Raw genomic sequence first — 21,567 nt, forward strand, 5'->3', positions numbered from 1 at the left:
CATTAATTTACTAAATCTGGGAAAACCTCTTGTACAGCCGGATGTACTAAGCGATGATTTTGGACATTCAAGCCTTTAGCTAATGCTGGGTTAACATCTAATGCTTTAATGCCTAGATTTGCTAACTGCACAACGTAAGGTAATGTACTGTTATTTAGTGCTTGTGTTGCTGTCCAAGGTACTGCACCTGGCATATTAGGAACACCATAATGTACTACACCTTCTTCAACATATACAGGATTTGTGTGTGATGTTACGTGTAGTGTTTCTACGCAACCGCCTTGATCAACTGCAACATCTACGATGACTGAACCGGGGTGCATTTGTTTGACCAATTCACGGGATACTAATATTGGCGCTCTGCGTCCTGGGATTAAAACAGCACCAATCACTAAATCAGCTTGTTTAATAGCGGCTTCGATATGAGCAGAGTTACTGTAAAGCAATTCGACTCTAGAACCAAATAGGGTTTCTAAGTAAGATAAGCGCTCGACGCTCACATCTAAGATTTGCACAGCCGCACCCATACCTACGGCAATTTTAGCGGCTTCTGTACCGACAACGCCGCCGCCTAAGATCACGACTTTTCCGGCTTTGACTCCGGGGACACCACCTAAAAGAACTCCTCTACCACCTTGCTGGCGTTCTAGAAATCTGGCTCCAAATTGTACTGCTAGCCTACCTGCAATAATGCTCATGGGACTGAGCAGTGGTAATCTGTTAGCACCGGGTTGTTCTACGGTTTCGTAGGCGATCGCACAAGTGCCACAATCAATTAAATGCTCGGTCAATTTCCGATCAGCCGCTAAATGCAGATAAGTAAATAAAATTTGCTCTTTTTGTAAAAACTTATACTCACTCGTTAAAGGTTCTTTGACTTTGACAACTAGCTCCCGATTCCAAGTTAATTCAGGTTTAGAGACAATTTCCGCCCCAGCTTCTTGATAGTCATCGTCTGTAAATCCCGCACCATTACCTGCTTGAGTTTCCACAAAAATGGTATGACCATTTTCCCGCAGCACCCGCACACTAGAAGGACTCAACCCTACCCGAAACTCCTGATCCTTAGACTCTCTAGGAACGCCGATTTCCATGTTCCGCCTCTAATGATTTTTTATTCAACTTTAGCCTGCCAGTATCAGGCTTGCACTTCCGTATTCAGGATAACTAACTACTAACCTAGTTTTCTCAACCCCACTAGCAAGGGATAAAACTCCTACCCTTGACTATTGCCGTAGTTTTTCTACAATATATAAAAAATCATTACAAATTGTTAAGATAGTATCGGTAGGGGTTTCTTTGGGACGCTGTAGCCGATTCTGTAATAGATGCTGGCATTCAAGCACCGCCATCGCCCCATCAGTTACCAATCATCAACTTGGGAGTCACACACTCTAACTTTTGACAAAAGTTTGTTTCAGTTTGGTTTTCAATGCCATCTGAAACCGTGATAATTGTCTACTGCGCACTGTTTTAAATCCCGTTTGCCAAAAAAGAGGTTCTAGGAAAATGACACAATCACAACCAACAGTTACCCCCAAATTAGAAGATCCCAAATTTGGCTTTAATGAGTATGCTGAACGCCTCAACGGTCGAGCTGCAATGGTTGGCTTTTTATTGACGGTGGTTATTGAGTATTTCAGTAATCAAGGTGTGCTATCATGGCTAGGCCTGAAATAGTGCCATCAAAACAAGCATAAAACTTGAAGTTGTAAGCTAGTAATTAGAAGTGTTTGAACCAGCTGGAACAACTAGCTGGTTTTGACTGTATCAATATCTAATAGCGAACTTCCTGGCACAACTTGCCGTCTATGATGCAGATGCACACAAAAAAGTGTTGGTATTATTTCAACTTGCTGGTAAATAACACCTGCAAGCGGGTTAATAACTACATACACTTTTGACAAACTGTAGAATATCTCAGTGATTTAGATGCATATCGTCAAAATAGCAGTTAATGTGTGAGGTATTCTCGATAAAGTTACATATAAGGTAATCTGGACAAACCAAGCCGTGATGAATGCTGTATTACCTCGTTTTTTAAAGTCAGCCTACAGAAGAGATCCCATACTTAGCGTGTTGATGACGGTAGGCGTGGTAGATTCTCTGATTGGAGGACTGAATGATAGTTGGTCACTATTTGCTGTTGGTTTAGGGACAGCAGGAATCAGCCTGGCTTTTAAGTTATGGCGAATCCAGCAACGGCGACCCCTAGCAGATGAGCCTGTAGTACAACATTACTTACCTCCCCAATCATCTAGTACTACTCTGCCAATTCTGACTATTGCTAAGAAAAAGCCACGTCGATGAGAAGTGGGGAGAGTGCGTAGGGGCGGGTTTAAGCAGTGAGTCTGTGGTTCGTCGAAATCCTAGTAAACCCGCCCGTACATGAGTACTGAATCAAGAGAAAAAACATTCTACCAAAAGTGAGGCAAAAAAGTGAGGCGTGAGGTAAGCACTGGGGACAATTCTGTAATGCGCCCGTATATGATTATGGCATTTATGGCGGCGATCGCTCTGCCGATAACTGTCTGGCAAGGGTCAAATATTCGCCCTGTTCATGCTGCGGTGCAATTAAGACCAAACTCTCAAGTCAATACTACGGTTAGCAACCCCCAACTGCTTCACACCCTCTTAGGACATAGAGGAAACGTCAAATCTTTAGCCTTTAGTCCCAATAGCAAACTTTTGGTCAGTGGTGGTGGTAATGAGAATGATGGCATTATCCAATTATGGAACCCCGTCACAGGCGAAAGGTCAGGGCGGATTAAGAAAGCCCACAAAACCGGGGTGCAGTCTTTAGCAATATCACCAGATGGTCAAACTTTAATTAGCTGTAGCAGCGATAATAGAATTAATCTTTGGAATCTGAAAAATAATAAGTTTAGTCGTTCGTTCGTGGGACATAGCAGTAATGTTATGTCTTTAGCTGTATCCCCCGATAGTCGAGTTCTAGTCAGTGGTGCTTTAGACGGAATTCGGATGTGGGATTTGTTACAACAGCGACCACTAGCTACTTTGGTACGTTTTGATAATTCTATACATACAGTGGCTATGAGTCCTGATGGTCAGACTGTAGCTAGTGGCGATAATCAAGGTGTAATTAAGCTGTGGAACTTGAATACTGGTGAATTAATCAGTGAATTTACTGCGCATTCTCAGACAGTGACTACCCTAGCTTTTACGCCAGATGGGTCAAATTTCATCACAGCCAGCCGCGATCGCACCATTAAAATTTGGAGTCAAAATTCTAACGAGCCAGTACGTACCCTCACAGGACACAATAATTGGGTGAATGCGATCGCTATCAATCCCGATGGACAAACCTTAGCTAGTGCCGGCAGAGATGGCGTAAAGTTGTGGAATTTGACTACAGGAGAGTTACAAAATACACTGATGGGGACTTCAGACTGGGTAAGTGCGATCGCCTATAGTCCAGATGGTCAAACCCTCGCCAGTGGTAGTTTTGATGGCAAAGTTAATATTTGGGCGATGCCTACTGGCGGCGATTAGCTCACAGGATTAGATCCCCGACTTCTCAAAGAAGTCGGGGATCTGAAGTCTTGTCGGGGATCTGAATAAATTGAACTTTTTAAGGGAATACTAAAAGCGACACCTCATATTCTCACCTATGCCACGACGAGAAATTCCCTTGTACACTGGAAACTTCTATCACGTCTACAATCGAGGGAACAATCGGCAAAATATTTTCTTTGAACGTGAGAATTATATTTATTTTCTGAAGTTAGTGAGAGAACATCTCATCAGTAAAGCAGTAGAAATCATTGCTTACTGTTTAATGCCCAATCATTATCATTTTTTAGTATATCTCAGAGATGAAACCCTCTCTGATGCCATGAAATCTCTCTCACTCGCCTATACAAAAGCAATTAATAAACGTTTTAATCGTTCTGGAGTCTTGTTTCAGGGAAGGTTTCAAAGTATCCACATTTCACACACTGATTATCTGATCAATCTCTCTCGTTATATTCATCTCAATCCCGTCAAAGCGGGACTAGTAAAGCAACCAGAAGAATGGGAGTTTTCCAGTTATTTGGAATATGCAGGATTAAGAGCAGGAAAATTACCCAATACAGAATATATCAAGATGCAAATTGAAGGAGAATCAGACTATCAGCAATTTTTAGCAGATCCTAATTTACCAATTAGCAGAGACTTACAGCCACTACTCCTAGATGATTAGCTTAAGCATAGATCCCCGACTTCTTTGAGAAGTCGGGGATCTGAACCCTCGCCAGAGAACAGAAACATCTCAAAATCGCTCAAATAGCTTTCATGCTCCCAGATCCCTTAGATCCCCGACTTCTTTGAGAAGTCGGGGATCTGAACCCTCGCTAAAGAACAGAAACAGCTCAAAATCGCTCAAATAGCCACTCATCCCCAATAATCGCCTCTAACCGTTGCTTGAGTTGCGGTATAAAATATTCAGGTTCATTCAACCGTTGCTGCACAATCCAAGTATCAAATGCTTCCTCTTTTTCAATCCCTTGAGCAGCAGCCGCACCTAATAAAATCTGGAAACTGTGCTGTTCTAAATCCTCTAACTGGGGATGACTTGCGCCGCGAATTTGGTAGAAATACACAGCAACCGCACCCAGCAAAGCTTCCATTTCATCCCCTTGGGCTACGCGATTGTACATAACGTGAAGGGTATCTACAGTATCAGTTAAAGGTACTTCAATTCGTAGACACAGCCATACAGCTTGAGCAAGGTAGATAATACCCTTAGTTTCATCAGTAAGGCTTAAAAGACCTAATGTTGTGCATAAATTTATATAAGCGCGAACTTGTCCGAGTAATTGGGCTGCTTGCAGGTATAGTTGTAACTCCTGGGTTTTATTTCCCCTTTCTCCTTCCCAATAAGCCATATTCATCAGTGTCATGGCTTTACCTCGGACATCGTTGATGCTTTCATTGATATCCAAAGATTGCTGGAAAAGTGCGATCGCCCCGGCTATGTCTCCCTGTTGCGCTTTTAATCCCGCCATATTTGCGAGGGTGGCGGCTTTACCTGCGACATCGTTGATGCTTTCATAGATGTCCAAAGATTGCTGGAAAAGTGCGATCGCACCAGAGATGTCTCCCTGTTGGATTTTTAAATGAGCTATTTCTTGTAGCGTCGCAGCTTTGTCTCTAAAATTGTTGATGCTTTCATGGATATCTAAAGATTGCTGGAACAGAACGCTTGCACCAGCTATATCGCCCTGTTGAGATTTTAATCGAGCCATGTTGTGTAGCGTGGCGGCTTTTTCTTTTAAATCTTCCTCTGGACAGAGTTGTAAGGCTTGTTGAAAATGCTTTAGCGCTTCCTGAACAAAACCCAAAACCTCTTCCGCCCTAGCGATAGTCCCCAAAATTCGGTAATCTTCACCCAATTGCAGAATTTCTCGGCATATTTCCCACGCTTCCACATATCGGCTGTTATTCACCCAATGAGTTGCAATGTTATTTCCCACACTAACAGCGATTTCTTTTTCCTTCGCTAATACAGCTAACCTGACAATTTCTCGCCCTTGTTCTTCTGTATAGCGCTTATTCGTTTCTTCCCACCAAGTTTGATAAATTTTACGTGTAGCAGCTTGGCGCGTAGTTTGCCATTCTTCCTCCTTTCCAAATGTAAGCGATGGGGTGGAAGAGTATCTTCCTTGAGATAGCGACAGGTAACAATTAACCGACTTTCCGCATCCTCGGTAATGAAACAGGGAGTATAATCGGGAATTTTACGACCTGGCGGCAGATATCCCCCAAACTGCCTAACTGTATAAATAACACCATGCCCAGTCAAATGGAACACATCAAAATAATCTGCGGAATATGACTGAACTAAATTCCCAAACTCAGCCACCGAGCCGCTTTCCTCCACAATCAACGCCAAAGGCTGTTCTTGTGTGGCTTTGAGAATATTCGCCTCTTCCTGCTCAAATTGTAGAGGTGCAATTCCTGGGTGTTCTGGTGAAGTCGCCATAAACAACAGCCGCAACGGGCGATTTTGCTGGGGAATAACTGGGTTATTTTGTTGCTTGACTGCTCTGACTGGTAAAACTTTATGTAAAAATACTGTGCCGTTGTGTAATAATTCCCAAGGCAAATGAGCTAAACCCAAAGCCACATTTTGAGTTTGGGGGTTTAAACCTTGAGCTTCACTGGTTTGAATTAAATCTAAATATATTGTGCCGTGATTTTCTGCATTTAAAGCTTGGCGTAACCATCCTTCTTTACCATCCAACCACGAATACAACTGACAGCCGATATTTCGTAACTGTGCGGTATCATCCTCTTCTTGAGAATAGTATCTTTCTTCACACAGATTAATCAGATTATCTAACTGATTAGTATCGAGACGGCGCGTACCGTAATCACAGCGCAGTTCAAAGGTTTGGTTTTGGCTGAGAGCAAAGGTGAAGGTAAGAGGCATAGTTAAAAGCTACCGCTATTTAAGTAGGTAGCTCAACCTAGACGAGGTTTAGATCCCCGACTTCTTTGAGAAGTCGGGGATCTGGGTATTACGAGATTTGAGCTACTTGGTAAATATAGTTACTTCACCATGATATTCTTTAATTTGGGAGAATTTAGCTAAAAAACAGAAAAATCTTGGTATATAAACGAAATATCAAGTAGGTTGGGTTAAGCCCAGCGCAACCCAACGCTACCAATGATGTTGGGTTTCCTTACGTCAACCCAACCTACAATTTTTAGCTAAACTTCGCTAATTGTTCTGCATCAGCTGCTGTAACTGTTGTTGCAAAGCCGGGTCTTGCTGAACGACGACTAATATCTCATTGAAGCGGTTGGGTTCTAAACCTCCAGCCCGCACGACTTCCTCCTGTTGTGCCAATGCTTCCTCTTGGATAGACTGGATTTCAGGGGCTATTTGATTCAAAGACTGTTGTTCCTCTGGAGTTGCTGGTGAAGATGGTGTAGCTCCAGGGGACTGTGCTTCGGAAAGCTCTTGAAATCGTTCTACGCTCAGACCTGATTGCTCAATAACTTGTGCAGACCTCTCTTGAGATGATTGACCAATTTCCTGCAAACTGGGGATAACGCTGGCAAATTGTTGCAGTTCTTCCTGGCTCACAGTAGTTTGTCCTTGAGATGCTGGCATTTGTGCCTGTAGGACTTGAGACACTTGAGTTTGGGGTTTTGATTCTGGAGCTTGTGCTAGAGCGGAAAGATTGCCTGCGAGCAAAAAAGCCAAAACAGAGCTACCTTTCAAAAGTTGCTTTAACATACAGACTTCCTCCGTAAAATTGCTGACCTTGCTTTCACAAGGAACTGGTTTCAAGACATTAAGCTTGTGGGATTCTTTTTCCAAGATAGATTAAGCTGTTCACGTGATAGGAAGCACCCAGTATTACTAATGTATGAATAGATTTATGTAATTCATTTACATTAGCTCCCGCATAGCTTAATACATCTTTACCGATTTCTGCAACATGACAGAGAAAGGTCTTTGCTCGGAAGTATGAAATGTCAGTTTACTTAGTGTTTGTAAGGCTTTCACGGTAGGCTTGAGACTAAAAGCCATGAGAAAAGCCCCCGGATGGGAGCTTAGGGAGTTATTCGCGTGGAGTGAATAACTTATAATTAATACTCAAAGTATGTACAGTAATCCGAACAAAATAATCCAAATTACGTCAACAAAGTGCCAATAGATTTCTGCTGCTTCGATACCGAAGTGCTTTTCGTTACTGTAATGACCGGGAACGCGCGATCGCCACAACACAGCCACAATGGCCAAAACACCGATAGTCACGTGCAGACCGTGAAAGCCAGTTAAAACATAAAATGCACTAGCAAACAAATTGGTAGTCAGACCAAATTCCAGGTGAGCATATTCATAAACCTGACCCACCAAGAAAGTAGCACCCATCAACGCCGTAATTGTCAACCAAATCTGCATACCCTTGGCATCATTTTTTTTGATGGCGGTATCAGCATTGTGCATGACAAAACTGCTAGCAATCAGATTAATAGTATTGACACCGGGTAACAATAGTTCTAATTCTGGCGTGCCTTCTGGAGGCCATGCAGGTAAGGTAGCACGGAAAGCTAAATAAGCTCCGAACATCCCCAGAAAAAGCATTCCTTCAGCGATGAGAAACACCACTAGCCCAAACAGACGATGATCTGGATGTGCTTCGTGATGAGCATCTGCTGTTGCAGCATGATGATTCAGTTCAGTTTTCGCTGGGTCAATTATTTGACTTTGCATGAATCTTTAAAAATGTATTGTATGGGAATTGGGAATTGGGGATTGGGAACTGGAGATTGGTTGGTAGGGGCGGGTTTAGTCATATCGTCGTTGATATTGAATGATATTTGTAAACCCGCCCCTACTGGGGATTAGGGATTAGGGATTAGGGATTAGGGATTCTGGGACACCTCTTTCCCCCTGCACCCTGCCCCCTGCGCCCCTGCCTCTTATTCCCCCTACTCCCTCTTAAACGCCAGACTCAATAGTTGGGTATGGTTCACCAGGTTCGATATTTAAAACCTCCTGAATATCCACTTCTTTGTTACTTACGCCATAGTCGTAAGGGCCAGTAGCTAATACCGGGAGTGGATCAAAATTCTCAATGGCTGGTGGTGAGGTAGTCATCCATTCTAGGGTGAGTCCCCGCCAAGGATTATCACCAGCTTTTTCGCCATACCACCAACTCCAAACAGCATTGATGATAAAGGGTAATGTCGAAATCGCCAAAAGATATGATCCGTAGGTGCAGATTTCATTCAATGAAGTGAATTTAGGGTCATACTGAGCAATTCTGCGGTTCATTCCCATTAACCCTAGCTTGTGCATGGGTAAGAAGGTCATATTCAGGCCGACAATGGTTAACACAGCATGAACTTTGCCCCAAAATTCGTTCATCATCCGTCCGGTCATTTTCGGGAACCAGTGGTAAATAGCAGCAAAAATTCCTAAGACACTACCACCAAACAGGACGTAGTGCAAGTGTGCTACTACAAAATATGTATCATGAACGTGAATATCAAAGGGGACTGCGGCTAACATTACACCACTGATCCCGCCAATTACGAAGGTACTTAAAAAGCCCATCGCAAATATCATCGGACTATTCAGGCTGATTTTGCCACCCCAGATAGTTGCTAACCAACCAAAAATTTTAATTCCCGTGGGTACAGCAATGATCATGGTGGTGATCATAAAAAACATTCGTAACCAACCGGGGACACCACTGGTAAACATATGGTGCGCCCAGACGATTAGCCCTAAGAAACTAATTGCTAGAGATGAATAGGCGATCGCCTTATAACCAAAAATCGGCTTACGGGCATGAACTGGCAGAATTTCCGAAATTGCCCCAAAGAACGGCAAAATCATGATATAGACCGCCGGGTGGGAATAGAACCAGAACATATGCTGGTAAACCACCGGATCACCCCCACCAGTGGGGTTAAAAAATGTTGTTCCTGCTAACAAGTCAAAGCCCAACAGAATCAGCGCCCCTGCTAAAACTGGTGTAGATAGCAACACCAACGCCGAAGTTGCCAACATCGACCAGCAAAACAAAGGCATTTGATGAACACCCATACTAGGGACACGCATTTTGAGAATTGTAACTAAAAAGTTAATCGCTCCCAAAATCGACGATGTACCTAACAGCAGGACACTCATAATCCAAATCCCCTCACCCACTTGACCTGTTACCAAGCTCAAAGGAGGGTAGGAAGTCCAACCAGCATCAGGCGCATCACCCAGAGCTAAACTAGCGATGAGCAACACACCAGCCGGGGGGATCATCCAAAAAGCCACAGCATTCAAGCGCGGAAATGCCATATCTCTCGCCCCAATCATCAGGGGAATCAGATAATTAGCAAATCCTGCCCCGGCTGGCACAATCCACAAAAAAATCATGATTGTGGCGTGCAGTGTAAATAAACTGTTATAAATTTCTGGAGTAACAAAATCTACTTCCGGGGTGCGTAGTTCTGTTCGCACCAAGTCAGCCATCACGCCGCCAATACAGTAGAAAATAAAGGAAGTAACTAGATATTGAATCCCAATCACCTTATGGTCGGTGCTGAAACCAAAAAAGTCTAGCCAATGTCTTTCTTGTGGTTCTTCTATATGAGGCGGGATATTGGCAGTTTTTTCTAACTGAGTTTGTGTCATAAGTTAATTAGTCATTAGTCATTAGTCATTGGTCATTAGTCATTAGGGAAATTAATTTTTTGGTGTTCCCTAGTTGTTGCTCTGGACTGAATGACCATGAATTTCTGTTGTCAGTCATGCTTGATACAGGTTAGTCAGAGATTAACCCTAACTCAACTTGCAGCACTTTTTACTCCACACTCATTTGGTGCATATGATGTAACATTTCTGGTTGAATCCCCATGTCCTTAGTGTAATGAGTTAGAAATTCATCTGGGGATAAATCCGCAGGATTCACAGCAACGGCTTGATTAAGTGTTTCGCTGCTAGCAACTAATTGTTCTTGCATCCAAGCGTCATAAGCTTCTTGGGTTTCTACCACTATTTGGCTTCTCATCGCTCCGTGGTAAGGACCACAAAGTTCAGCACAAATCAGGTCGTAAGTACCAGCTATTCTGGGGGTGAATCTAATTTCGCTTTGTCTACCGGGGATAGCATCTTGCTTCAAGCGGAATTCTGGAACCCAAAAAGCATGGATAACATCATTGGCGGTCATGTTAATTTGGACTTCCCGACCCACGGGAACGTGCATCTCACCTGTAGTTATGCCTGTATCAGGATAGGTGAAAATCCACGCATATTGTAAACCAGTGATATTAACTCGTAATTCTGGTGGTAAACCTGCTCTTTCGGGACTACCCCCAATTGTGGGAGCCACACTACCCACCCCAGGAGCATTGCGTTTTTGGGGAATTTGGTCAGCATTGCGGACTGCTGCGGTGGCTGGGTCTTCCATAGCCTGATCCGACTTTTCTTGATTCAGGTTGGGGCCTGTGCTGGGAGGGGTATCGCTTAAAGTTGCGGCGAGAGCGGTTCCCCGCATTGTCATGGATTCCTGAGTAATCGGGGCTTCATGAACAGAGTGAGGATCAAAGCCGCCGATGTCGTTGTACACTTCAAAGCTATAAACAGAAATACCAAGAACGATAATTGCTGGGATCGCCGTCCAGAGGATTTCTAAAGGCACGTTGCCCTCAATTGGTGGCCCGTCTTCGTTATCACCTGCGCGCCGCCGATATTTAATTGCAGAGTAAATCAAAATACCTTCGACAAGTAAGAATATACCTGTGGAAACGATCATCATTGTGTTAAACAGACCATCCACTAGAACGGCTTCGTCTGTGGCGGCTACTGGCAACAGACCGTGATTTTGACCGTACCAAAGGCTTAATAGCGTTAGGACGACACCAATTATTAATGTCCAGATGGAACTTGGAATGTTCACGGTTTACTTAAATGAATTTACTACGTTATCTCTATGCTACTCACTTACTAAGGTAGTGCAGGCAATAAAATCTGGAGTCTCATGGTTTTAAGATTTTATTAATTTTTCGGGCTAAGTTACTAATTTTGGGTACAAGAGATTTATTCGATACTGCCAAGACTAAAAATAAATCAGTAGAAATCTGTGAAAAAATTTAAGAAAGAATTTAGATTAGCAAAGTTAATGATTAATTATCAATTGCTATCTCGTTAAAAAATACCTAAAGCTCCGGCTAAAAGTAGCTGGAGTGATCCAAAGTATAAGTGCAAGCCAATCTTTTAAACTCTGGCTCATACGTTAGGGTGTAGATGGGTCGTTACTAAAAATTGAAAATTTTAAGAGAGTTACCACTAAGAACGGGTGGAAGGTACTGTTCATGAATGAATTTGTCCTAGAACAACAAAATGAAGCGGCAACTGAGCAGCGAAAGCCCAAGGAAGTAATTCGTCGCTTGGTGTGGAAAATATGCATAGCCACCTTGATTTTGATGGCCATAGGCAGTGCCACCCGTGTGATGAATGCTGGGCTGGCTTGCCCAGATTGGCCATTATGCTATGGGGAACTGGTACCAGCCAAGCAAATGAATCTTCAAGTTTTTTTGGAGTGGTTTCACAGATTGGATGCCGGGTTAATTGGTTTAAGCGCGATCGCCTTGGCTGGTTTATCCTGGTGGCATCGGCGTGTTTTACCTACTTGGCTACCTTGGGCATCCACATTTGCCCTGTTTTTAATTGTCTTCCAAGGTATTTTGGGAGGACTGACCGTCACTCAACTGTTGCGGTTTGATATTGTTACCGCCCATTTGGGAACGGCGCTATTGTTTTTCACTACCCTACTGATTGTCGGCATCGCCCTCACACCCTATCAAGGAACTGGTACTGTTGGTAAGTTACCTTGGTTGGGTTTAAGTGCCGTGATTTTTGTTTACCTGCAAAGTATACTCGGTGCTTTGGTAGGGTCTCGTTGGGCTTTACACCAATGCTTTGGCGATTCTCAGCTTTGTAATGTGATGTATAGCCATATTTTTGGCTTAGTACCGCCAACTGTGGCTACTTTGGCAGTGGTATTCATCTCCCGACGGACACCAGCACTGCATCCAACTTTGCGGCGGCTGGCAAATTTGGCTGGTGGGTTATTGCTGTTACAAATAGTCTTGGGAATTGCCACCTTCCGGTTACATCTTCAAGTCGAGCTTTTGACAGTTTCTCACCAGACTGTCGGGGCGGTTTTGTTGGGTACTTTAGTCGCTTTTACAGTTCTAGCGCTGCGTGACTGGGCTATGACCCGTGAAATAAACGCTTTTCCTGTTGGTTCAACAGCAACTGTTACCAGTACACCAGCAAATGGATCGAATGCCTAACTTAATTCAGGTTCGTTTTTTGAGCTTACTGATGACTAATCGCAATTAGCTATTAGTTATAGCAATCGGCAAGGTGCTTAGGACAAGAACAGATCATAAAACCCATAAAACCCTTGTAATTAAGGAGTTTTAAGCCTGCTCCCTGCCCCTGCCCCCTGCTATATTTAGTGGTCAAACGAACTTGACATCACATCTAGTAACAAACCCGAACATCTAGAAGTGGTAAAACCATAAAAACCAAAACCGCGTGCGCCCCTAAAAAAGTTTCGACTTTTACCAGTCAGTCTGAGTCGGGGGATATGAGGGAGCAAGGGAAGACCAGAGTGCGTATGGTTACACCACTCAAGCTATTGACTGCGCTCACGCCGAAGTCTAAATCTTCTTCATCTTCCCCATTCTCCTCATCTTCCTCATCTTCCTTGAGTCTCAGTAACTATTTTTAATGTCAACTCAGTATGAGCCGCCGCCGCATAAAAGTTGTTGAAAAATAAGGAACAAGAGCCAAAATGATTGAGACTAATGTCTCTCGCCACCACCAAACACTTCTCCAAGTTATCCAAAGCTACTATCAACTCACAAAGCCCCGGATTATCCCGTTGCTGTTGATTACTACGGCTGGAAGTATGTGGATTGCTGCACACGGACAAGTAGACCCATTGTTGCTGCTAGTAACTCTTACTGGTGGTACTTTGGCTGCTGCTAGCGCCCAGACAATTAACTGTATCTATGATCGGGATATTGACTATGATATGGAACGGACGCGTCATCGTCCAATCCCTTCGGGTAAAGTGCAGCCTCGTGATGCCTTAATTTTTGCGATCGCTCTAGCTGTGATGTCTTTTACACTACTAGCAGTATTCGCAAATTTACTGGCTGCTTGTCTAGCATTCTCCGGCATTGTCTTCTATATTTTGATCTACACCCACTGGTTGAAACGCCACAGCACTCAAAATATTGTCATTGGTGGAGCCGCAGGAGCAATTCCGGCTTTAGTGGGTTGGGCTGCTGTCACAGGGACTTTAAGCTGGGCAGCATGGTTAATTTTTGCCATAGTCTTTTTATGGACACCTCCCCATTTCTGGGCGCTAGCGCTGATGATTCGGGATGATTACGCCAAGGTTGGCATCCCGATGTTACCTGTGGTTGAGGGTGATATGGCAACCGTCAAGCAAATTTGGTACTACACACTGGTGACAGTTGGTGCGACGATCTTACTAGTTTATCCCTTGCACGCCAGTGGATTTGTCTATGGAGCGATCGCTGTGAGTCTGGGAGGATTATTTGTCCACAAATCTTGGCGTTTGTTACACAACCCAGAGGATCGCACTGTAGCTAGAGAGTTGTTTCTCTATTCCATCTCCTACATGATGCTGTTGTGTTTGGGTATGGTAATTGATAGCCTCCCGATTACCCATAATCTGATTAGTACAATTATCAGCCAGCTGCATTTCATCAGCTAATTAGTGGGGTGCAATTCCCAAACATAAATCGCCCAAAAATCGTAGGGTGGGTTAGCGACAGCGTAACCCACCATCATTAATTTTGATGGAATATAGTTTTAATATTCCGACAAAAACCAAAGAATTAACCCAGTTCCCAACACACAAATAATTCCCGCCGCCCCAGCTAGGGGTTTTTTGTTTTTACCAGTCCACCATTCCCCAGCTTTACCAGTATAAGTAATCAGTTCTGCCGTATCTACAGTAGCGATCGCCCAGACTAACGCCGCGTGTAATCCCCAAGCCATACCCAAACTACCACCATCAGCCATCCTAGCCAACACCAACATCATTCCCATTAGCCACAATCCAGGGATTTGAGGTTTAGTTTCCCGTTGTTCCCAGACTAAATGCAGCAAGGCAAAAATTAAGCTAGAAATTGCCGCAGCTACCCAGAATGGGTAATCACGCTCTAATTCAGTGAACAAGAAACCCCGAAAAACTAACTCTTCTATACCCCCAACTAACAACGCTATCAATAAAATAGTTGGCAAGATGGATGGGATCAACTTAATATTTGATTTTTCCAAATAGCACCAGCCTAGCCAGAATTGGCAGATAAACATAATTGCTAGGCTGAATACTCCCAAACCAAAACCAAGTGCTAAGGAACCCAGCAGGGAAACATTACCCACAAAGCCGTAATCTGAGAAAGATTTATGAGATAGCCAAATAAATCCCCAGAGAACCAAGGGGGCTAATAGATAAAGTGGCACTAATAAGGGTAATTTTTGCTCTGGCTGTAAAGGTTTGGTAGGTTGCCAATTTAGGGTAATTGCTATTACTGCTGCTATTGGCAACCAACATCCTATCCAGCTAATAAAAAATGTGATCACTACCACAGGTACTGATGCGTTTTCTATAAATGTTCGTAATGTATTGACTAGGTTTATCAAAATAGACACAAAAAAACACGATAGACTGCTTGCTTATTAATCAAGACTCTACTAGAATCTGTGACTTCTGCAAGGGGTCTAATCGTATTTTTACAATCTTACAAAATTTCAGCCAAGAGAATTAGCCGTTAGCTGTAGTGCTAGCAATGAGTTATCAAGCCTTCACCATCAGCAAACTTACTCTTATTCATCTACATCTTCATCTGATTCTTCAGATTCGATATCTTCAGAGGTGGCTTTCTTATCAGTTTCACCAAGTTGAATCAAGTGAATATGCTTATATCCCAGTCTAATTTCAAACTCATCACCAGGCTTTAAGTTCATTGCCTTAGTGTAGGTAGCACCAATCACAATTTGACCGTTTTGGTGAACGCTGACTCGATATGTCGGTTCTCTTCCACGACCATCTTTAGGTGCTTCTGGACTAAGGGGAATACCTCTAGCCGATAGCAAAGCATCATAAAAATCCGTGAGATTAACACGAACCTGATTATTCTTAGTAACGGTGTAATAGCCACATTGCTTGGCTCTTTCTCGGCGGGGTAAATTAGAAAGTTCTTTTACCTTAGCAAGCAATGCTTTTCCAGTTAATGGTGCGGTTGCGGTTTCAGTCATTACGCTCAAATTTTCCTTACTCTCTCCAAACTGATAAACAAAGTTGTCTCATGCCAGTATTTGACTACTCATGACCCTAAAGTGGGGGATAAATTCCTGTTTATAGGTTGAGCTATCAGCGCCTATATTATGGTCATCCACAACGAATTAAAGGTCATGGTGGCCACCAACATTAATTTAGGTGATTTTACGGCACTTTTAACCATTACTCGCCATCAGAAATCAATTGATTTTCTCTTTTGACGCTACTGTAGCGGTGTAAATTTCAGCCACCTTCACAATGGGTTTGAGTTCTACTACAAATAAGTCGTAGACCCAATAAATTGTAGGCTTTCAACTTTCAGTGCTGGCCTTTATTGCCCTTGAGTTGTTGGGTTTTCCCTACTCTGACTCTCCAGCCTAGGACAGCATAGTATTTGAATAGGCGCTTATGGACATACACCTTTGTCCTGCCTGTAGAGACGTGAATTTTCTTGTCTCTACATTACGAATTAACAAAGCAGCATTAACCATGCTTATGCAGCGATTGGTACTGGATTTGTTATTTCCTAATTTTATATTAAATACTAGCATGAACTAATAATAGCAAAATAATTGTTTAGTTTTGAATTTAACTTGCAGATGGACTTTAATCTAAATATCTAACCTTGGAGAGGCAAAAAGCGGCGAGGATTTTCCTCATGCTTTATTGCTCTAGTGAGTATTGCAGCATGGCTTTTATAAAAATTAATCTAAATTTAGACGAGCAGTTTTGACAAATGAGTTAAATCCCAGATTTACTTGATTTCGTACAGACAAAACTCAGCGAGGATTATCCTGCTGCTTTATGCTCACAAGACGAAAAGCGGACAGCCATTATATACGTCTGTCTTTGGGAAGAATAAATTTTCCCATATTTTCCAAATGCTTGATTGTCAGCAGATGTTTATCAACAGGTTTAGCACTTCCACCTTCACAAAAAACTCCCCTTTTCGACTAGATCAGGGATTTTTCACAGCAATAGCTCTCATTGCTCTTAGCATCAAGATATATTGAGAAACATTACTGTATTTAGTTGGGATATCTTTACTCTGGAGGAAATGAACGGCGTTCTTTCTCCTGATCAACTCACTTGTGGTTGTACTGCCAAACAAGTCAGTTAAACACTCCCGCCACCATTACCTGATTTAAGTTTGGTGTTGGAGCTTGACAATAATATCACTTGTAGCACTTATTCAAATTAAATTTTAATGGTTATCCTTAAACTAGAATCAGTTGCGCTTTAATTATCAGCCTATTAACACTGGGCTGGGAATACAGGGCAACAAGAGTATAGCTCAATTTGTGTAACCAGCAGCCTTTACTCAAGATTTCTGAGGCTGGTGATGTAATTTTAAGATTTTGGTTAGTGATAATGGAAGTTCTATTTAAGATCATTCGGCAGCAACAAAATTCTTCTCCTGTTGTACAAACTTACCTTTTAGAGGTAGATTCTGGCAATACAATCCTGGATTGCCTCAATCAAATTAAGTGGGAACACGATGGGACACTCGCTTTTCGCAAAAATTGTCGCAACACCATTTGTGGTAGTTGTGCTATGCGAATCAATGGGCGTTCGGCTTTAGCTTGTAAGGAAAATGTGGGTAGTGAACTGGCTAAATTACCACAAGTTCCTGCTTTGGAGAATAACGCCAACACTATTCGGGAAATTACAATAGCTCCTCTGGGTAATATGCCCGTGATTAAAGATTTGGTTGTAGACATGAGTAGTTTCTGGAATCATCTCGATGGAGTTGCGCCCTATGTCAGTACAGCAGCGCGACAGGTTCCAGAAAGGGAATTTTTACAAACACCACAGGAGCGATCGCGTTTGGATCAGACTGGCAATTGTATTATGTGTGGTGCTTGCTACTCTGAATGTAATGCCCGTGAAGTTAATCCAGATTTTGTTGGCCCTCATGCTTTGGCTAAAGCCTTTCGCATGGTAGCCGACTCTCGTGATAGTGAAACTGAAAATCGCTTAGAAAGTTATAACGAAGGAACTAAAGGAGTTTGGGGTTGTACTCGTTGTTTTTACTGTGATTCAGTTTGTCCAATGGAAGTAGCACCATTAGAGCAAATTACGAAAATTAAACAGGAAATTCTCCAACGCAAAGAAGCTAAAGACAGTCGTTCAATTCGCCACCGCAAAGTATTAGTAGATTTAGTCAAAGAAGGTGGTTGGATCGATGAACGTCAATTTGGTATCCAAGTCGTTGGTAACTACTTTAAAGATTTAAAAGGATTACTCAGTCTTGCACCTCTCGGTCTACGAATGATAGTTCGGGGTAAATTCCCACTTTCCTTTGAACCGTCTCAAGGTACTCAACAAGTGCGATCGCTCATCGAATCTGTACAAGACAGTGCTGAGTAGGGGAGTAGGGGAGTAGGTAAGGGCGGGTTGAAGCGGTTAGTCTGTGCTATGTCGAAATTCTTCATAAACCCGCCCGTGCTTCTCAGATCTAACGGGGATCTTGAGCTATATTTAACCTTTCTCCAGATGGTTCATAAACTAAAACATCCCATTGCCCATTGTTACTATACTCAAACGCAATCCTCCGACCATCAGCGCTAATAGTGGGGTTGCGGACCTCGGCTTGTAAGTTATTGGTTAAATTTCTGGATTGTCTGGTTTCTCGGTCATAGAGAAAAATAGTAGATCGCCCCTGACGACTAGCCGCAAAAACGACATATCGACCATTTTCAGCCACACTAGGATGAGAGGCGATGGTATCTAAAGCATTTAAACCGGGTAAATCTACCAAACTGCGAGTCAGCGTATCAAACATATAAACATCTTGACTACCCCGGCGATCGCTTGTAAAAACAATATATCTTCCAGAAATTTGGGGATTTAGTTCCGAAGCTGGACTATTAAGACTCCGACCACCAGGATCAAAAGGATAATTTGCTAGGCGAGGATAACCAACACAGCCACCCAATAAGCTTAAGCTCGCAACAAATATAGATATAAAAATAGTTTGATTAGTCATTACTCAATGGTCATTAGTCATTAGTCATTAGTCAATGGTCATAAGACCAACAACTTATAACTAATACCATTTCTTGGCGATAAGTAGGTGTGTGTAGCCATAAGTCTGCCGAATTTCTTTCTTCCTTTGCGCCTTTGCGTGAGATATAAAAATGTGGTTCATTTAGGTGAAAATCGCTGTAAATAGCAGACGCGATAAATCGCGTCTCTACAAAAGGAAAAAATTAATTGACACTTGCACCACTGGGAATATCTAACTCAATATTCGGTCCCCTGTCTAAAACTTCAATATCCCACTGACCACGGCTAGCGGTTTCAAAGACAACATAACGTCCATCTGGGCTAATTCCCGGATTTCTTACCCAGCCGCGATAAGTGGGAGTAATAATTTGTGACTTTTGCGTAGCGCGATCGTAAAGTGCCACCACAGGTCTACCTTGCTCACTTGTAAGATAAGCAATATAACGCCCCGTGTAACTCAAACTCGGACTTTCAGTAATTGTCTGGGGTCTATTTAAACCTGGAGTACGAACCAAGCGTTGTTCATTCAAGTCATAGATCAACAATTGGTGACTACCATTGCGATTCGATATAAACGCTAAAAAGCGCCCATTTCCACTTAACGCTGGTTGCTCTTCAGTGTAGCGGCTGTTGAGAGAAATAGACCCTATGGGTATTTCGTTAGAACTACAAGATAACAATAAACTAGCAAAGCTAAAAACCAGGCTCCAATGAATTGGTTTTTGGAGCCAACATCTAGGCGTAAGTCTTTTCACCTCAATTGTTTTCCATCGCCTTCAGACCTAATTCTCACTCAAAAGTGCTAAATCATACCATCATCAAAGTCATTTGAATTATCTGGCTCCTGACTGGGTTTTTCAATCGGGTTATATGGTACGTATTCAGTTGGTATAGCATCATCATCCTCACGCGGTCTCCGAGAACTTGAGTCAGCCGGTGGGCGGCGCTTTCTGGTTCTGGGCGGGATATCCTGGTCTGGAATATCTGGGCGTGGTGGTCTATTAGTGCTACGACGAGAAGATTTTCTCACTTCCGGTTCTGGATTTTCCCAATCATCAACTGGTCTACTAGAACCACTCCAATCTTCTTGTTCAAAACTCTCAGGATTACGGCTCACAGGACGGCTAGAACTAGGACGACGGCTTTTTGCTCCTGTTTCTGGTCTTTCCCTACTACTGCGGCGTTCTGGACGACGTGGGGGTTGCTCCTCATAGTAGTCATCACGAGAAGAACGAGTATCCCTACTACCCCGAATCCGAGGACGTACAGGTGGTTCTTCCTCTTCATAAGGTAGTGGTTCTAGATCATCCTCCACCTCAGCCTCATATCCCCTGCGATTGTAGGAATAGTTTCTGCTGACCTCTCGCTCGTCGTCCACAATGGGAGTATTACGTTTAGCTTGTTGAGTAGCGATACCTCGCAAACGAATACTTTCAACCGCAAAAAATACAGTTGAACCAACTAAAAGCAGCTGATTAAATTGCAGAATTGGGTCTAAACGCCATCCTTGGAAAATGAGAATAAAGCCGCAGAGTAAGCCCACAGCTGCAAAAAAGATATCTTGATCTCGTGACAGTTCTGGACGCACAGTGCGAAGAAAATACAGTGCTGCCCCAGACACAGCCAGGAAAATTCCTAGAATACTGGCTGAGTTCGTCCCAAAATTGACCTGAGCCAGAACGCTGGCTGAGTTCAGCCCAAAATTTACCATTGTTCTTTTCCAAATATCAAATCTATGTTAACGAGTCACAATTAAAATCACTACTCTAATCAGACACAATATGCACAATATATTTAATCGGCAAAGCCTTTGGTAAAGAGAGCTTCTCAAGCTATTCACCGCCAGCAAAAAAGCCGATGTCTGTCAACTAAGTATACCTTGTCCTCAATGGGAGGACTTTTTGCATTTAGTGCAATTAGGTAAACTGCTTTAAATGAGTTTTAACTAACATAGCTGACAGACAATCGGTGAGAAATGAGAGTCCAATGGACTCTCAAAAGCATTATGAACGCTGGATTTTATCTTTTTGGCTAATGAAAATCAGCCCAACTGTAGCGGGGACGACTACAATCAAACCACCCCAGAGTAGGCTCCAAAGAAAATTTGCTAATGAAGGGGTCATATTTCTAAACCTTTTTTTACACACTTCATCATAATTCTAATATGGTGTCTTGCAAAAAAAGTGATGAGACGCGATGAATCGCGTCTCTACAAGAAGGTGTGGTTGGTTCAATTGGTTAAAATTAAAGAAAGAATATTTAAAAAAGCTGCCAATTTGCTGGCGATCGCCTAAATTCTTTCTAAGTTCACAAATAGTAGCTCAAACTGATGACTGGTGTTAACCTGACTGTCTGGATTCTCGGCCCTGTGTTGGGACTGATGATATTTTTGTTTATTTTCCGCATCATTCTAACTTGGTATCCACAAGTAGACATGAATCGTTTGCCCTTTAACCTCATAGCTTGGCCGACTGAACCCTTTTTAGTGCCAATGCGAAAGCTAATACAACCAATAGGAGGGGTAGATATTACCCCCATTATTTGGGTGGGCATTTTCAGCCTGATCAGGGAAATTCTCCTTGGTCAGCAAGGACTAATCACCATGATGAGTCGTTTGAATTAGAGAGGTGAGGGACTGAGAACAAGTAGGGGCGGGTTTACAGATATCATTCAACATGAATGAGTATATTCCTAAACCCGCCCGTAC

The 21,567-nt window shown here is 42.8% G+C and carries 21 protein-coding genes; 8 read left to right on the forward strand and 13 right to left on the reverse strand.

Annotated elements, in window-relative coordinates; translation table 11 throughout:
- Positions 1-2: 2 nt before the first annotated feature.
- A complete protein-coding gene (gene ald / locus ACM0OW_RS13500; protein ID WP_414550613.1) occupies positions 3-1,094 on the reverse strand; it encodes an alanine dehydrogenase in 1,092 nt (363 codons plus the stop codon).
- 415 nt (positions 1,095-1,509) lie between these two features.
- Here ald and ACM0OW_RS13505 point away from each other — a divergent pair, with 415 nt between their 5' ends.
- The 4 genes from ACM0OW_RS13505 (at position 1,510) to ACM0OW_RS13520 (ending at position 4,204) form a co-directional block, all read left to right on the forward strand.
- Complete coding sequence (locus ACM0OW_RS13505; RefSeq protein WP_414550614.1) at positions 1,510-1,680, forward strand: hypothetical protein; 171 nt, start codon at positions 1,510-1,512, stop codon at positions 1,678-1,680.
- A 336-nt stretch (positions 1,681-2,016) separates the two neighbouring features.
- Positions 2,017-2,310, forward strand: coding sequence for a hypothetical protein (locus ACM0OW_RS13510; protein ID WP_414550658.1), 294 nt, complete (start codon positions 2,017-2,019; stop codon positions 2,308-2,310).
- Between the two features lie 192 nt (positions 2,311-2,502).
- Positions 2,503-3,513 (forward strand): WD40 repeat domain-containing protein, encoded by a 1,011-nt coding sequence (locus ACM0OW_RS13515; protein ID WP_414550659.1) that lies wholly within the window; start codon positions 2,503-2,505, stop codon positions 3,511-3,513.
- 118 nt (positions 3,514-3,631) lie between these two features.
- Positions 3,632-4,204 carry an REP-associated tyrosine transposase gene (locus tag ACM0OW_RS13520; RefSeq protein ID WP_414550615.1) on the forward strand — a complete coding sequence of 191 codons (573 nt, stop codon included), beginning with the start codon at positions 3,632-3,634 and terminating at the stop codon, positions 4,202-4,204.
- 169 nt (positions 4,205-4,373) lie between these two features.
- Here the strand turns inward: ACM0OW_RS13520 and ACM0OW_RS13525 are convergent, their stop codons facing one another.
- The 6 genes from ACM0OW_RS13525 to ACM0OW_RS13550 all read right to left on the reverse strand — a co-directional run bounded on the left by ACM0OW_RS13525 (position 4,374) and on the right by ACM0OW_RS13550 (position 11,420).
- Positions 4,374-5,477, reverse strand: a complete 1,104-nt coding sequence (locus ACM0OW_RS13525; RefSeq protein ID WP_414550616.1) for a tetratricopeptide repeat protein — start codon at positions 5,475-5,477, stop codon at positions 4,374-4,376.
- Between the two features lie 35 nt (positions 5,478-5,512).
- Positions 5,513-6,436, reverse strand: coding sequence for a hypothetical protein (locus ACM0OW_RS13530; protein WP_414550617.1), 924 nt, complete (start codon positions 6,434-6,436; stop codon positions 5,513-5,515).
- 291 nt (positions 6,437-6,727) lie between these two features.
- Positions 6,728-7,249 (reverse strand): DUF4168 domain-containing protein, encoded by a 522-nt coding sequence (locus tag ACM0OW_RS13535; protein ID WP_414550618.1) that lies wholly within the window; start codon positions 7,247-7,249, stop codon positions 6,728-6,730.
- Between the two features lie 363 nt (positions 7,250-7,612).
- A complete protein-coding gene (locus ACM0OW_RS13540) occupies positions 7,613-8,233 on the reverse strand; it encodes a cytochrome c oxidase subunit 3 (protein WP_414550619.1) in 621 nt (206 codons plus the stop codon).
- A gap of 228 nt (positions 8,234-8,461) precedes the next feature.
- Positions 8,462-10,156, reverse strand: coding sequence for a cytochrome c oxidase subunit I (gene ctaD / locus ACM0OW_RS13545; protein ID WP_414550620.1), 1,695 nt, complete (start codon positions 10,154-10,156; stop codon positions 8,462-8,464).
- Positions 10,157-10,325: 169 nt separating this feature from the next.
- Complete coding sequence (locus tag ACM0OW_RS13550) at positions 10,326-11,420, reverse strand: cytochrome c oxidase subunit II (RefSeq protein ID WP_414550621.1); 1,095 nt, start codon at positions 11,418-11,420, stop codon at positions 10,326-10,328.
- A gap of 415 nt (positions 11,421-11,835) precedes the next feature.
- On the opposite strand from ACM0OW_RS13550, the gene ACM0OW_RS13555 reads away from it, so the two are divergent.
- Positions 11,836-12,819: a COX15/CtaA family protein gene (locus ACM0OW_RS13555; protein WP_414550622.1), complete on the forward strand. Its 984-nt coding sequence runs from the start codon at positions 11,836-11,838 to the stop codon at positions 12,817-12,819.
- A gap of 506 nt (positions 12,820-13,325) precedes the next feature.
- Positions 13,326-14,279: a heme o synthase gene (locus ACM0OW_RS13560; RefSeq protein ID WP_414550623.1), complete on the forward strand. Its 954-nt coding sequence runs from the start codon at positions 13,326-13,328 to the stop codon at positions 14,277-14,279.
- 98 nt (positions 14,280-14,377) lie between these two features.
- Here the strand turns inward: ACM0OW_RS13560 and ACM0OW_RS13565 are convergent, their stop codons facing one another.
- Together ACM0OW_RS13565 and ACM0OW_RS13570 are read right to left on the reverse strand one after the other, a co-directional pair.
- Positions 14,378-15,214 carry a lysostaphin resistance A-like protein gene (locus tag ACM0OW_RS13565; protein WP_414550660.1) on the reverse strand — a complete coding sequence of 279 codons (837 nt, stop codon included), beginning with the start codon at positions 15,212-15,214 and terminating at the stop codon, positions 14,378-14,380.
- A gap of 183 nt (positions 15,215-15,397) precedes the next feature.
- Positions 15,398-15,829, reverse strand: coding sequence for an AbrB family transcriptional regulator (locus tag ACM0OW_RS13570; protein WP_414550624.1), 432 nt, complete (start codon positions 15,827-15,829; stop codon positions 15,398-15,400).
- A gap of 1,393 nt (positions 15,830-17,222) precedes the next feature.
- Between ACM0OW_RS13570 and ACM0OW_RS13575 the strand changes: the two genes are divergently transcribed.
- Positions 17,223-18,221 (forward strand): succinate dehydrogenase/fumarate reductase iron-sulfur subunit, encoded by a 999-nt coding sequence (locus ACM0OW_RS13575; protein WP_414550625.1) that lies wholly within the window; start codon positions 17,223-17,225, stop codon positions 18,219-18,221.
- Between the two features lie 88 nt (positions 18,222-18,309).
- Here the strand turns inward: ACM0OW_RS13575 and ACM0OW_RS13580 are convergent, their stop codons facing one another.
- The 4 genes from ACM0OW_RS13580 to psbX all read right to left on the reverse strand — a co-directional run bounded on the left by ACM0OW_RS13580 (position 18,310) and on the right by psbX (position 20,983).
- Complete coding sequence (locus ACM0OW_RS13580; protein WP_414550626.1) at positions 18,310-18,840, reverse strand: TolB family protein; 531 nt, start codon at positions 18,838-18,840, stop codon at positions 18,310-18,312.
- 223 nt (positions 18,841-19,063) lie between these two features.
- On the reverse strand, positions 19,064-19,615 hold the full coding sequence (locus ACM0OW_RS13585; protein WP_414550627.1) for a TolB family protein: 552 nt from the start codon (positions 19,613-19,615) through the stop codon (positions 19,064-19,066).
- 47 nt (positions 19,616-19,662) lie between these two features.
- Positions 19,663-20,571: a Ycf66 family protein gene (locus ACM0OW_RS13590; RefSeq protein WP_414550628.1), complete on the reverse strand. Its 909-nt coding sequence runs from the start codon at positions 20,569-20,571 to the stop codon at positions 19,663-19,665.
- Between the two features lie 292 nt (positions 20,572-20,863).
- Positions 20,864-20,983 carry a photosystem II reaction center X protein gene (psbX, locus tag ACM0OW_RS13595; RefSeq protein WP_006194277.1) on the reverse strand — a complete coding sequence of 40 codons (120 nt, stop codon included), beginning with the start codon at positions 20,981-20,983 and terminating at the stop codon, positions 20,864-20,866.
- A gap of 206 nt (positions 20,984-21,189) precedes the next feature.
- Here psbX and ACM0OW_RS13600 point away from each other — a divergent pair, with 206 nt between their 5' ends.
- Positions 21,190-21,483: a YggT family protein gene (locus ACM0OW_RS13600; protein WP_414550629.1), complete on the forward strand. Its 294-nt coding sequence runs from the start codon at positions 21,190-21,192 to the stop codon at positions 21,481-21,483.
- The last annotated feature ends 84 nt before the right edge of the window (positions 21,484-21,567 follow it).

Origin of the sequence: Anabaena sp. CCY 0017, assembly GCF_963920885.1 — a bacterium.
Lineage (GTDB): Bacteria > Cyanobacteriota > Cyanobacteriia > Cyanobacteriales > Nostocaceae > Nodularia.